Below are 13,419 nucleotides of genomic sequence, written 5' to 3'. Positions count from 1 at the left end.
TGGGAACGCGGGTCCACCTCCGAGGCGCTGCGAGCCGCGCGCCGCGAGCTCGGCTCGCTCGACGACGCGGAGAGCGGCCGCGGCGGGTTCGAACGGGTCGACGCCTACCACGTGCTCGCGTGGGGGGACGGGTTCGCGCTCGACGACCTGCTCGGTGAGCCCACCGCGCTCGACCGGACGCTGCGCCCCAGGAACCCACCCGGTTCGGGGCGCTCGCGGCCCGCGTGTGGGACGCGCTGCTGCAGCACGAGCGGTTCGAGGAGGCGGTGTGAACGACGATGCCGTTCCCGTTTTCGACGCGTGCGGCCCGCTGCCCGGCGTCGAGACCGTGGTCCTCGAGGCGAGCGCCGGCACCGGCAAGACGTGGACGATCGCGTCGCTCGCCGTGCGGTACGTCGCCGAGCTCGACGTGCGCCTGCCCGAGCTGATGCTCGTGACGTTCGGCCGCGCCGCGACCACCGAGCTGCGCGACCGCGTGCGCTCACGCCTCGTCGAGGTCGAGCGCGCGCTGCGCGACCCGGCCACGGCACGCTCGTCGTCGGACGAGGTGGTCGCCCTGCTCGCGGACGTGCCGCCCGACGAGGCCGAGCGCCGCCGCGCGCGCGTCGCCCGGGCCGTCGCGGAGTTCGACGCCGCGACCATCACCACGACGCACGGCTTCTGCCAGCAGATGCTCGCGATGCTCGGCACGACCGCCGACATGGACCACGACGCGGTGCTCGTTCCGGACGTCGCCGACCTCGAGGCGGACGTGGCCGACGACCTGTACCTGCGCACGTACGCGGCGCAGCCCGAGCCGCTCGTCACGGTCGGCGAGGCGCGCGAGCTGATGCACGCGGCGATCTCCGACCACGCCGCCGCGCTCGAGCCCGCGGACGCGGAGCCGGGCACGCGCGCGTTCCACCGGTTCAAGCTCGCGGACGTCGCCCGCCAGGAGATGCGGCGGCGCAAGCGGGCCGCGGGCGTGGTCGACTACGACGACCTGCTCACGCTGCTGCGGGACGCGCTCACCGACCCGGTGACCGGCCCGGCGGCCCGCGAGCGCGTGCGCGGGGCGTACCGCGTGGTCATGGTCGACGAGTTCCAGGACACCGACCCGGTGCAGTGGCAGATCCTCGAGGCGGCGTTCGCGGGCGAGCGCACGCTCGTCCTGATCGGCGACCCCAAGCAGGCCATCTACGCGTTCCGCGGCGCCGACGTCGCGACGTACCTGGTGGCGGCGCAGCACGCGCGCCGCGCGACCCTCGCGCACAACCACCGCGCGGACCCCGAGGTGCTCACGGGCCTGCGCCCGGTGCTCGAGGGAGCCGCGCTGGGCGACCGGCGCATCGTCGTGCGCCCCGTGCAGGCCCGGCGCACCGGGCGGCGCCTGCGCGGTGGGCCACCCGTGGTCCTGCGCCAGGTGACCCGTGAGGCGCTGCGCACCACGGCCGCACGGACCCCGGCCGTCGGCGCGGTGCGCGACTTCCTGTACGCGGATGTCGCGGCGCAGGTCGTCGAGACGCTGCGCACGCACCAGGTGCTCGACGGCACCGGCTGGCGCGAGGTCCGCCCGGGCGACGTCGCGGTGCTCGTGCGCCGCAACCGTGACGCGACCGCGGTGCAGCGCGCGCTCGCCGACGCGGGCGTGCCCGCGGTGATCTCCGGTCTGGCGAGCGTGTTCGGCACCCGCGCCGCGCAGCACTGGCTCACCCTGCTGTCCGCGCTCGCGCGGCCCGACGACGCGCGGCTCGCCGCCGGTGCGGCGCTCACCCCGTTCCTCGGCTGGACCGCGGCGGACCTGGCGCAGGCCGACGACGACGCGCGCGACCGGCTCGCCGAGCGGGTGCGCACCTGGTCCGCGACGCTCGCGTCGCGCGGCGTCGCGGCGCTCCTCGAGGCCGCGGCCGGGATGCGCGAGCGCGTGATGCGCCGCGCGGACGGCGAGCGCGAGCTCACGGACGTGCGGCACGTGGGCGAGGCACTGCACGCCGTGACCGTGCAGGAGGGCCTCGGCGCGTCCGCGCTGCTCGAGTGGCTGCGCGCGCGCATCGACGCCTCCGCGCGCGACTACGCCGAGGAGCGCAGCCGCCGTCTGCAGACCGACGCCGCGGCGGTCCAGGTGATCACCGTGCACGCGAGCAAGGGCCTGCAGTTCCCGGTCACGCTCGTGCCGTTCGCGTGGGACACGTGGGTGCCGTCGGACCCGCCCGTGCTGCGGTTCCACCGCGACGACGCGCGGACGCTGCACGTCGGCGGCCCCGACAGCCCCGGCTACGCCGACGGTCTGCGCGCGCACCAGGACGACGAGGCGGGCGAGCAGCTGCGGCTCACCTACGTCGCGCTCACGCGCGCGCACAGCCAGGTGGTCGTGTGGTGGGCCCCGAGCCGCAACGCCGAGCGCAGCCCGCTGTCGCGTCTGCTGCTGGCCGAGCGCGACGTGGACGGCACTCCCGCGCCGGTCGTCCCGGTGCCGTCCGACGACGCCGCCGGGCAGGCGTTCGCCGCGCTCGCCGCGGCCACGGGCGGCGCGCTGGTGCACGAGCGCGTCGCGCAGGCGCGTCCGCCGGCACGCTGGTCCCCCCCGCCCGCGCCGACGCCCCCGCTCGCGCTCGCGCGCCTCGACCGCACCCTCGACACCGCGTGGCGTCGCACGTCCTACACGGGACTGACGGCCGCCGCGTACGACGCGCAGCACCACGCGCCCTCGTCGGAGCCCGAGACGACGGGTGTGCAGGACGAGCCCGAGGGCGCTCCCCTCGCGTCCACCCACGCGGCGACCGCCGGCCCGGACGAGGCCGCGCTGCGCGCGCTGGGCTCCCCCATGGCGGACCTGCCGGCGGGGACGGCGTTCGGCACGCTCGTGCACCACGTGCTCGAGAACGTGGACACGCGCGCGGCGGACCTCGTCGCGCAGGTCGCGGAGCGGTGCGCGCAGGCCGACCCGGGCCGCGCGCTGCCGGTCGGTCCCGACGAGCTCGCCGAGCGCCTCCTGCCCGCGCTGCACACCCCGCTCGGCCCGCTCGCCGACGGGCTGACGCTCGCGCAGGTCGCACCGGCGGACCGGCTGCCCGAGCTGGACTTCGAGCTGCCGCTCGCGGGCGGCGACCGGGTGCGCGACGGTGCCGCTACCGCGGCGTCGCTGCGGGACGTCGCCGCGCTGTGGCGCACGCACGTGCCCGCCGACGACCCGCTCGCCGGGTACGGCGACCGGTTGGCGGACCCGGTGCTCGCCGCGAGCACGCTGCGCGGCTACCTCACGGGCAGCATCGACGCCGTGCTGCGCGTGCCGTCGGCGCGCGGCGGGCACCGCTACCTCGTCGTGGACTACAAGACCAACCGCCTGGGCCCGTGGGAGGAGCCCCTCTCCGCGTGGCACTACCGGCCCTCGGCCATGCTGGCGGCGATGGTCGAGCACCACTACCCGCTGCAGCTCGTGCTGTACTCCGTCGCGTTGCACCGGTTCCTGCGCTGGCGGGTGGCGGGCTACGACCCCGACGCGCACCTGGGCGGCGGGCTGTACCTGTTCGTGCGCGGGATGCTCGGCCCCGGAACCCCCGTGCTCGACGGCCCCGGCGGCCCGGCCCCCACGGGCGTCCTCGCGTGGCGCCCGCCGACCCCGCTGGTGCTCGCGCTGTCCGACCTCCTGGCGGGAGCCCGATGAACGACCCGACGACCATGGGCGGTGCCGCTGTCGACCCGCACCCGGACGTGCCCTGGCGCGTCACGGGTCTGCTCGCGCCGTTCGTCGCCGCACGCGTGCTCACCGCCGCGGACGTGCACGTCGCCCGCCGCGTCACCGGCCTGTGCGGCGAGGACGACGAGCGCGTGGCGCTCGCGGTCGCCCTCGCCGTGCGCGCGCTGCGGGCCGGGTCGGTGTGCGTCGTGCTCGCGGACGCGCGCACGATCGTCGAGCCCGCGCAGGACGACGACGCCGAGGTGCTGGTCGACGGGTCCGCACGCGGCACGGTCGCGGACCTCCCGTGGCCCGACCTCGACCCGTGGGTCGCGGCCGTCCGGTCGAGCCCCGCGGTCGCCGACGGACCCGACGGACCCGACGACCGCCCGCTGCGGTGGGCCGGTGCCCGCCTCTACCTCGACCGGTACTGGCGCGACGAGGTCGAGGTCCGCACGCAGGTCACGCAGCGGCTCGCCCACGTCGACGTCGACCCGGACCGGCTCGAGGCCGCGGTGGAGCGCCTGTTCCCGCGGCCCGAGGACGAGCGGCAGCGCGCCGCGCTGCGGACCGCCGCGACCTCGCGACTCACCGTTCTCACGGGCGGCCCGGGCACCGGCAAGACCACGACCGTCGCGCGGCTCGTCGCCGCGCTGCAGGACGTCGCCGGGCCCGGGCTGCGCGTCGCGCTCGCGGCACCCACGGGCAAGGCCGCGGCGCGGCTGCAGGAGTCCGTCAACGCCCAGGTCGCCGCGCTCGCCGAGCTCGGGCTCGACGCGGACCGCGCGCGCGTCGGCGAGATGCACGCCAGCACCGTGCACCGCCTGCTCGGGCACCGCCCGGGCAGCAGCACGCGGTTCCGCCACCACGCCGGGCACCGGCTGCCGCACGACGTGGTCGTGGTCGACGAGACCTCGATGATGTCGCTGTCCCTCATGGCCCGGCTGCTCGAGGCGGTGCGCCCGCAGGCGCGCGTCGTGCTCGTCGGCGACGCTCACCAGCTCGCGAGCGTCGAGGCCGGCGCCGTGCTGGGCGACCTGGTCGCCTCGCTCCCGGGCGGGGTGGTCGAGCTGACCCGCGAGCACCGGTTCGGGCGTGCGCTCGCGGACCTCGCCCGTGCCGTCCGCGACGGCGACGACGAGCGCACCGTGGCGCTCCTGCGCGCCGGCGGGGAGTCGGTGGAGTGGGTCGAGACGGCAGGCGACGTGGCGACCCCCGCCGAGGTCGCGACGCTCGAGCAGGACGTGCGCGCGACGGGCCGGCGGCTCGTGACCGCCGCCCGCGCGGGCGACGCGGACGGGGCGCTCGCCGCGCTCGCCGAGCACCGGCTGCTGCTGGCGCACCGCCGGGGGCCGGCCGGCGTCGCGCACTGGGCGGCGCTCGCCGAGGAGTGGGTCGCGCAGGAGACGGGTGGCCGCTCGGGCGCTCCGTTCCCACCGGGCCGGCCGTTGATCGTCACGAGCAACGACCGCGCCACGGGGCTGTCGAACGGCGACACGGGCGTCGTGGTCGCGACGCCCGACGGGGTCGCGGTCGCGTTCGCGACGTCCGCGGGGCACCGGCTCGTCCCGACGCACCGGCTCCCGCCGGTGCAGGGCGTGCACGCCATGACCGTCCACCGCGGGCAGGGCAGCCAGTTCACGCGCGTGAGCGTGCTCCTGCCCCCGGCCTCGTCGCCCCTGCTCACGCGCGAGCTGCTGTACACGGCCGTCACGCGCGCGCAGGACCACCTACGGGTCGTCGGGACGCAGGCGGCCGTGCGCGCCGCCGTGCGGCGCCGCGTGCAGCGCGCGAGCGGGCTCGGCTCGCCCGGCCCCTGACGGCCGGTCGGCGACCCGGCGCGTCAGCGCCGCAGCGGCAGCCAGTCGAGCACGTCCTGGATCGACGCGTCCCAGTACTCCCAGTCGTGGTCCCCCGGCCCGTCGACGTCCGCGTGCACGTCCACGCCGCGGCGGCGCGCCGCCTCGAGCCAGCGCAGGTTCGCGCCGTGCAGGAAGTCCTGCGTCCCGCACGAGACGAACAACGCGGGCAGCGCCGCCGGGTCGGCCCGTTCGACGAGCGCGACGAGGTCGTCGTCGGGACCCGGCGGACGCCCGCCCCACACCTGCGGCGCCTCGGCGTCCCACAGGTGCGCGTCGCCCGCGACGTCCAACGCCCCCGAGAGGGACGCCGCCGCGGCGAACCGCTCGGGCCGGCGCAGCGCCCACTTGAACGCTCCGTAGCCGCCCATCGACAGGCCCGCGACGAACGTGTCCTCGCGCCGTGTCGACACCCGGAAGAACGACGCGACGACCGCCGGCAGCTCGACCGTCAGGTGTGTCCAGTACGCACCGCCGTGCACCTCGTCGGCGTAGAACGAGCGGCCGCCGCGCGGCATCACGACCGCGACGCCGTGGCGTGCGGCGTACCGCTCGACGGACGTGCGGCGCGTCCAGATCGTCTCGTCGTCACTCAGCCCGTGCAGCAGGTACAGCACGGGTGGCGGCGCGTCGTCCGCCACGCCCCGCATCCCGATCTGGGTCTGCGTGGCCTGGGGCAGGACGACCGTGGCCGCCGTGCTGACGCCGAGCGCGTCGGAGAAGAAGTGGCAGGTGAGCAGCGCCATCGCGGACCTCCTGGTCGAGAGCCCCAGCCTGCCACGCGCGCGGCGGTGCTCAGGCCGGGCCGTCCACGTCGACCAGCCGCAGCCGGACGCGTGCGACGTCACCGGCCTCGACCGACTCCCGGCGGCGCACCGCCGCCTTGATCGGCAGCACGTACGTCTCGGCGCCCGGGAAGATCGACGTGCGCCACGTCGTCGTCCCGATCGTCGCCTCGACGCGCACCGACCCGAACCCGCGCGACACACCCTCGGCGGCGTCGGCGATCTCGTCGGCCAGGTCCGTCGGCAGGTCGACGAACGTCCACGAGTCGTGCTTGCGCGCGTCCCACAGCCGCAGCCGGGCCTCGAAGTCCACATCCACGGCGCCGATCATGCCGCGCCCCGCTGACACGGGCGCAGGTCAGGCGCGCAGCGCGACCGTGCTCGCGGCGATCGGCGCGGGCAGCTGCGTGCCCCCGGTCAGGTGGCGGTCGACCGCCGCGGCCACCGCACGGCCCTCCGCGATGGCCCACACGACGAGCGACTGGCCCCGCCCGCAGTCGCCCGCGACGAACACCCCGGGGGTGCCGGTCGTGAAGTCGTCGCCGCGCACGAACGCGCCGCGCGGGCCGACCTCGAGCCCGAGCTCGTCGGCGAGCGAGCCCCGCTCGGGCCCGGTGAAACCGAGCGCGAGCAGGACGAGCTGCGCGGGCAGCACCCGCTGCGTGCCCGGCACGGGTTCGAACGCGCCGTCGGCGCCGCGGCGCACGTCCTGCAGCGCCAGGCCGGCCACGCGACCGTCGTCGTCGCCGACGAGCTCGGTGGTGCTCACCGCGAACAGCCGCTCACCGCCCTCCTCGTGCGACGTGGAGATCTTGAACACCGCGGGGTACGTCGGCCACGGCTGCTCCGCCGGACGCTCGTGCGGCGCGGGCGGCATGATCTCGAGCTGGGTGATCGAGCGCGCCCCCTGACGCACCGCGGTCCCCACGCAGTCGGCCCCGGTGTCACCCCCGCCGACGACGACCACGTCGAGCCCGGTCGCGACGGGTGCGCCCGGCACCGGCTCGCCCACCGCCGCGTGGTTCGCGGGTACCAGATAGTCCATCGCCGGCATGACGCCGCGCAGCGCTCGCCCCGGCACACCGAGGTCACGCGGCACCGTGGAGCCCACCGTGACGACGACCGCGTCGTGCCGCAGGCGCAGCTCGTCGCCGCCGATGTCGCGGCCGACCTCGACCCCGCACCGGAACACCGTGCCCTCGGCACGCATGACGTCCAGACGCCGCTCCAGCACCGCCGCGGGCAGCTTGTACTCCGGGATGCCGAACCGCATCAGCCCGCCGGGCGCGGCGGCCCGCTCGTACACCGTGACGGTGTGGCCCACGCGCGTGAGCTGCTGCGCCGCGGCCAGGCCAGCAGGCCCCGACCCGACCACCGCGACCGTGTGGCCGGTCATGCGCTGCGGCACCGCCGGCGTCACCAGGCCGCGGTCGAACGCCTCCTCGACCACCGACAGCTCGACGTTGCGGATCGTGACCGGCGCCTGGTTGATGCCGAGCACGCACCCCGTCTCGCACGGCGCCGGGCACACCCGCCCGGTGACCTCCGGGAAGTTGTTGGTCTGGTGCAGCCGGTCGGACGCGTCGCGCCACTGCGCACGCCACGTGAGGTCGTTCCACTCGGGGACGAGGTTCCCGAGCGGGCAGGCGTGGTGGCAGAACGGCACACCGCAGTCCATGCACCGCCCGGCCTGGCGGTGCAGCACCGCGAGCGCGTCGGCCTCGCCCGTCGGGTGCCGGTGCACCTCCGCCCAGTCGAGGATCCGGACCGCGACCGGGCGGTCGCGCGGGAGCTCGCGCTCACGCGTGCGCAGGAAACCGCGGGGATCGGCCATGGGCGCGACCGTAGACCCGCCCGGCACGCCCGGGGCGCGCCGAAGGTCCCGACCGCACCCTGTGGACGACGCCCGATACGTCCTGTTCGTTCCGGCTAAGGTCCGGCGTCGACCACCAACCAGGGGAACCTCATGCGTCGAACGCTCCTCGTCCTCGCCGCCGTGCTCGGCGGTCTCCTGCTCGTCGTCGGTGTCGCCGTCGCCGTCGTCTTCGGCCCCGACGACACCGCGGACACACCCGCGAGCCCGCTGCCCGACGGCGTGCGCGCCGCGACCACCGTCCCCGACCTGCTGGGCTACCGCGACGCCACGCTGCGCGTCACTGCCGAGAGCGCGGGCGGCCCGGTGTTCGTCGGCGCCGGCAACCCGATCGACGTGGACAGCTACCTGGGCGACACGCGCCAGCTGCGCGTCACGACGGTCACGCCGCTCGACGGCGCCACGGGCACCGTGCGTGGCACGGCTCCGGCGCCGGCCGTCGCCGCGTCGTCGCTCGACCTGTGGGACCGCTCGGTCCACGGCCGTGGGGCGCAGGCGCTCACGCTCGAGCTCGACGGCACGCCGACGAGCGTCGCCGTGCTCGCCGCCGGGAAGCGCGCGGCGGTCACGGTGTCGTTCGGCCTCGTCGTCGCGCACGCGTTCGTCGCGGGGCTCGCCGCGGCTGCCCTCGGGCTCGTCCTGCTCACGCTGCCGGTCCTGGCCCGCCGCCGGCGCCGGCGGCGCGAGCGCGCGGCCGAGCGGAGCGCCGCGGCGCCTGAGGTGACCGCACCCGAGGCCGTCCCCGCCGGGACGCACCTGCGCTCGACGCGGCGCCCCCTGCGGTGGGCCGTCCCCGTCCTGTGCGTCGTCGCGCTCGCGGGGTGCACCGCGGTCCCGCAGCGCGTCACGACCGCCGAGATCACGCGGCCCGGGCTGGAGCGCGACGAGCTGACCGCGGCGCTGGCGTCCTACGACGAGCGCAACAACGCGGCGATCGACCTCGCCTCCCGCACGCACGACGCGTCGGGCTGGGCCACGGCCGACCGCGGCATCATCCTGCGCTCGGACCTGCACTCCACCCGGTACGCCGAGGAGAGCGGCGAGGCCGAGACCGCGGGCACGGCCCTCACGACGACGCCCGATGCCTCCTCGCTCGTCTCCCCGAGCTTCACCGGGTACCCGATGTGGTTCGCGGTCACCGGCACGATGGCCGACGCGGACGAGAAGAAGCCGGAGCGCGCGCTGCTCGTGTTCGAGCGCGACGGCGTGCTCGACCCGTGGCGGATGAGCGCGTCCGTCGAGATCGGCGACGAGAAGGTGCGGGCGCTCGCGCCCGGGGCCGCGTCGCGGCCGAGCCCCGCGCAGGTCGCCGCGGCCCAGGCCGTGTCGGACCAGGTCGTGGCGTACCTCGAGACCGGCGAGAAGGGTGAGCTGACCGTGCCCGACCGGCTCGCGCGGCTGCGCGAGGAGATCGTCGGCGACGGCGTGAACTCCCGCCTGGAGCGTGCGACGATCCGCGCGGTCGGCTCGGGTGACGACGCGCTGGACCCGGGCGACGGCGCACCCAAGGTCGCGGTCGTCGAGGGCGGCGTCCTGGTGACCGCGACGTTCAGCGTGGACCACACGCAGGCCGCGGTCGGCGGCGACGCGACGCTCGCGTTCACCGACGAGGCGTTCGCGCGGGCCGTCGGGCAGACCGGGCGGCACCATGCGCTGGAGCTGCGCAAGGTGCTTGCCGTCGCCGTGCTCGTCCCGGACGACGGCACGCCCACGTTCCTCGGCGTGCGCACGGACACGGTCGGTCCCCCGACCCGCTGACGACCCGTACCGGGCGGTGCTCAGCCCGCGAGCTCGCTGAGCACCGCCCGGCGCGTCACCTGCTCCGTCAGCGCGATGCGGCCCTCGTCGGCGAACACCTCGACGACGCCGGCGTCGGCGACGACGAGCAGGTCGACGTCCCGGTCGGGCAGCGCGACGGCGGCGCGGTGGTGCTCGGGCGGGACCGCGGCCGGCGCGCACCGCGCCCGGTCGACGACGAGCAGCCGCTCGGCGGGTCCCCCCTCGACACGCAGCCCGAGCCGCAGCGCGGGGTCCGGGCGGGCGTGCAGGACGAGCTCGCGCCGCTCCGCTCGCGCGACGCGGACGCGATGCACCGCCAGGCCCGGCAGCGGGCCGGCGGGCAGCACCGGCACGGAGCGCACGACGAGGTCCGCGAGCGAGCGGACCTCGGCCCCGGGGCTCTCGGGGACCAGCTCGAGGTCCCGTGCGAGCGTCATGGTCGCGCCCCACGGCTCCCCCCGCAGGTCACGCGCGTACAGCCAGGACCCGGCCCAGCCGAGCGACACCGCCCGGCCGTCGGGGGCGTCGGCGAAGGTCACCGCCGCGTAGTGGTCGTGCCCTCGGTCGAGCCAGCGCGTGTCGTCGTGCGCCGCCGTGAACGTGGTGCCGTCGAACTCACCGACGACGTACTGGGTCGCCGAGCCACCGCCCGTGGGGCCGCCGCGGTCCACGTTGACCAGCAGCACCCACGCGGTGGAGTCACCGCCGGCGACCGGCACGCGCACGAGGTCGGGGCACTCCCACTGCCCCTCGACCGACCCGTGCGGCCCGAACGTCGAGACCTGCCGCCACGCGCGCAGGTCTCGCGACGTCCACAGCTCGACGCGCCTCCCGCGCGGGTCCGCGAGCGCCATCCGCCAGTGCCCCGCACCGGGGTCCCAGCGCACCTGCGGGTCGCGCGAGTCCTGGCGACCGACATCGATCACCGGGTTGCCCGCCCAGCGGGCGAAGGTCCGACCCTCGTCGTGGCTGACCGCGAGCGACTGCGTCTCGGTGCCCGCGCGCGGAGAGGAGGACGCGTGGTGGCTCGTGAACACCGCGACCATCGGCCCGGCGGGTCCGTCGTCGTCGCGCGCGAACCCGGCCGTGTCGAGGCGGTCGGAGACGACGCAGCCGCTGAACGCCATCTCGTCGGGCGTCGCGGGCAGCGCATGCCCCTCCCACCGCCACGTCACCAGGTCGCGCGACGTCGCGTGGCCCCACCCGATCGACCCCCAGTCGTCGCCGTCCGGGTTGTGCTGCATGAACAGGTGCCACACCCCGTCACGGTGGACCAGCCCGTTGGGGTCGTTCATCCAGGTGCCACCGGTCGTGAAGTGCGCGACGGGCCAGCTCATCGCTCCCCCTTTCGTCGGGCTCTGCCGATCACGGTAGGCCGACCTGCGACGACGGGCGCGCCTGTGACCCAGGTCCCAGTCCGCCCCCGTTCACGGCACGTAATCTGCGAGTCAAGTGCGGACCGCGTACCGGTGTTCTCGCGCCCGTCTCACGTCGGGCTCGCCGGACGGGTCCCCGACGAAGGGAGCACCCGTGGACACCCTGACGGCCCTGTCCGCAGTCCACCTGCCGCCCGCCGTGCGCGCCGCGCTCGACGCGAGCCCCCGCGTGCTCGTCCCGCAGACGCGCGAAGAGCTGTACCGGCTCACCCTCGGGCCCGTGGGCGGACCGATCCACGAGGTCGCGTACGACGTCGAGACGGACGAGGGCGTCCGCCGGATCGTCGAGGCCACGGTCACGCGCTGCCGTAACGGCGTCGCCGTGAACTACCCCGAGGACTACATGCGCCGGCGTGACCCGGACTGCATGCGCATCGCCGACGACCTGCCCACCGACAAGCCGCGCTACCGCGACGTCATGGGCGAGGACTTCGCACCGACCAAGACGGCGACGCTCGAGTGGCTCGGGCGCCAGGACCTCGTCGTCGTGCCGTTCAAGGCCGGCGGGCCCACGTTCGGCTACCCGTCGCTCGCGCTCGTCCCGGTCAACGCCGCCTTCTTCGCGCTCGCCCTGGTCGACCTGCAGGGCTGGGTGACGTTCGACGAGCTCGTCGAGCAGCACGGCGAGTTCGCGCCGCGCTCCATCCTGTACGTCGCGCCGCCCTTCCGGCACACCGTGTTCCACGGCCGTCAGGCCGTCGTGCACGACCGCACGCCTGAGCTCCACGAGGTGTTCGCCTACAACCTCTACCCGGGGCCGAGCGCCAAGAAGGGCGTGTTCTCGGTGCTGCTCGACATCGGCGAGCGCGAGGGCTGGATCACCGCGCACGCCTCGGCGGTGCGCGTCACCACCCCGTACGACAACGAGACCGTCGTCATGCACGAGGGCGCCTCGGGCGGCGGCAAGTCGGAGATGTGCCAGGAGTTCCGGCGCCAGGAGGACGGCCGCATCCTGCTCGGCACGAACGTCGTCACCCAGGAGCCGTACGTCATCACGCTCGCCGAGTCGAGCGCGCTCGCGCCCGTCACGGACGACATGACCCTGTGCCACTCGTCGCTGCAGGACGGCGACGGCCGCCTCGTCATCGCCGACGCCGAGGCCGGCTGGTTCGTCCGCGTCGACAACATGCGCTCGTACGGGGAGGACCCGAACTTCGAGCGCGCCTGCATCCACCCCGACAAGCCGCTCGTGTTCTTCAACATCGCGGGCGTGCCCGACGCGACCGTCCTGCCGTGGGAGCACACGCTCGACTCGAACGGCAAGCCGTGCCCCAACCCGCGTGTGGTGATCGACCGCTCGATGATCCGCAACGTCGTGTCGAAGCCCGAGCACGTCGACGTCCGCACGTTCGGCGTGCGGATGCCCGCGTGCACGCGGGAGAACCCGACCTACGGGATCATGGGCGTCACGCACTTCGTCCCACCCGCGCTCGCATGGGTGTGGCGCCTCATCGCACCGCGCGGTGACAAGAACCCGTCGATCGGCGAGTCCGCGTCGGAGCGGAAGGTCATCAAGCACGGCGGCATGGTGTCCGAGGGCGTCGGGTCGTACTGGCCGTTCTCGACCGGCACCAAGGTCGCGGCCGCGAACCTGCTGCTGCGTCAGCTCGTCGACGCGCACCGCACGCGCTACGTCCTGACGCCGAACCAGCACATCGGCGCCTACCAGGTCGGGTTCGCCGCGGAGTGGATGACCCGCGAGTACCTCGCCCGCCGCGGTGGCGGTCGCGTGCGGCGCGACCAGCTCACGCCCGCGCGCTGCCCGCTGTTCGGCTACACGCTGCGTGAGATGAAGCTCGACGGTCAGCTCGTGCGGCCCACGTGGCTCGCGCCCGAGATGCAGTCGCAGGTGGGTGTCGAGGCGTACGACGAGGGCGCGCGCATCATCTCCTCGTTCTTCCGCTCCGAGCTCGAGCAGTACCTCACCGACGACCTCGACCCGCTGGGCCGAGCGATCATCGACGTGGTGCTGAAGGACGGCTCGGTCGAGGACTACGAGGCGCTCACGCCCCTGCACCTGTGAGCTGACACC

At 75.6% G+C, this 13,419-nt stretch carries 8 protein-coding genes; 4 read left to right on the top strand and 4 right to left on the bottom strand.

Going from position 1 to position 13,419, the window contains the following annotated elements; all coding sequences use genetic code 11:
• Nucleotides 1-268 precede the first annotated feature (268 nt).
• Entirely contained in the window at nt 269-3,643 is a 3,375-nt protein-coding gene (locus CBP52_RS01925; RefSeq protein WP_094179598.1) for a UvrD-helicase domain-containing protein, read from the top strand.
• Nucleotides 3,640-5,475: an exodeoxyribonuclease V subunit alpha gene (gene recD / locus CBP52_RS01920; protein ID WP_198303514.1), complete on the top strand. Its 1,836-nt coding sequence runs from the start codon at nt 3,640-3,642 to the stop codon at nt 5,473-5,475. The genes CBP52_RS01925 and recD overlap by 4 nt, the downstream gene beginning before the upstream one ends.
• A gap of 23 nt (nt 5,476-5,498) precedes the next feature.
• Here the strand turns inward: recD and CBP52_RS01915 are convergent, their stop codons facing one another.
• The 3 genes from CBP52_RS01915 to CBP52_RS01905 are packed head-to-tail and all read right to left on the bottom strand — an operon-like array spanning nt 5,499 to nt 8,133.
• On the bottom strand, nt 5,499-6,260 hold the full coding sequence (locus tag CBP52_RS01915; RefSeq protein ID WP_094179596.1) for an alpha/beta hydrolase family protein: 762 nt from the start codon (nt 6,258-6,260) through the stop codon (nt 5,499-5,501).
• 49 nt (nt 6,261-6,309) lie between these two features.
• Nucleotides 6,310-6,618, bottom strand: coding sequence for a DUF1905 domain-containing protein (locus tag CBP52_RS01910; RefSeq protein WP_094182063.1), 309 nt, complete (start codon nt 6,616-6,618; stop codon nt 6,310-6,312).
• A 39-nt stretch (nt 6,619-6,657) separates the two neighbouring features.
• Complete coding sequence (locus CBP52_RS01905) at nt 6,658-8,133, bottom strand: glutamate synthase subunit beta (RefSeq protein WP_094179595.1); 1,476 nt, start codon at nt 8,131-8,133, stop codon at nt 6,658-6,660.
• Nucleotides 8,134-8,265: 132 nt separating this feature from the next.
• Here CBP52_RS01905 and CBP52_RS01900 point away from each other — a divergent pair, with 132 nt between their 5' ends.
• Nucleotides 8,266-9,930, top strand: coding sequence for a hypothetical protein (locus tag CBP52_RS01900; RefSeq protein WP_094179594.1), 1,665 nt, complete (start codon nt 8,266-8,268; stop codon nt 9,928-9,930).
• 20 nt (nt 9,931-9,950) lie between these two features.
• On the opposite strand, the gene CBP52_RS01895 is transcribed toward CBP52_RS01900, so the two are convergent.
• Nucleotides 9,951-11,288, bottom strand: coding sequence for a glycoside hydrolase family 32 protein (locus tag CBP52_RS01895; protein WP_094179593.1), 1,338 nt, complete (start codon nt 11,286-11,288; stop codon nt 9,951-9,953).
• Nucleotides 11,289-11,481: 193 nt separating this feature from the next.
• Here CBP52_RS01895 and CBP52_RS01890 point away from each other — a divergent pair, with 193 nt between their 5' ends.
• A complete protein-coding gene (locus tag CBP52_RS01890; protein WP_094179592.1) occupies nt 11,482-13,410 on the top strand; it encodes a DUF4914 family protein in 1,929 nt (642 codons plus the stop codon).
• Nucleotides 13,411-13,419 lie beyond the last annotated feature (9 nt).

It is taken from the genome of Cellulomonas sp. PSBB021 (genome assembly GCF_002240455.1).
GTDB classification, from domain to species: Bacteria; Actinomycetota; Actinomycetes; order Actinomycetales; family Cellulomonadaceae; genus Cellulomonas; species Cellulomonas uda.
Note: the sequence above shows the minus strand (reverse complement) of the source record. Positions and strands in the feature narration are given on the sequence as shown.

Coding starts and splice junctions, on each gene's coding strand:
- CBP52_RS01915 (WP_094179596.1), bottom strand. CDS start 6,260: ATGGCGCTGCTCACCTGCCACTTCTTCTCCGACGCGCTCGGCGTCAGC.
- CBP52_RS01905 (WP_094179595.1), bottom strand. CDS start 8,133: ATGGCCGATCCCCGCGGTTTCCTGCGCACGCGTGAGCGCGAGCTCCCG.
- CBP52_RS01895 (WP_094179593.1), bottom strand. CDS start 11,288: ATGAGCTGGCCCGTCGCGCACTTCACGACCGGTGGCACCTGGATGAAC.
- CBP52_RS01900 (WP_094179594.1), top strand. CDS start 8,266: ATGCGTCGAACGCTCCTCGTCCTCGCCGCCGTGCTCGGCGGTCTCCTG.
- recD (WP_198303514.1), top strand. CDS start 3,640: ATGAACGACCCGACGACCATGGGCGGTGCCGCTGTCGACCCGCACCCG.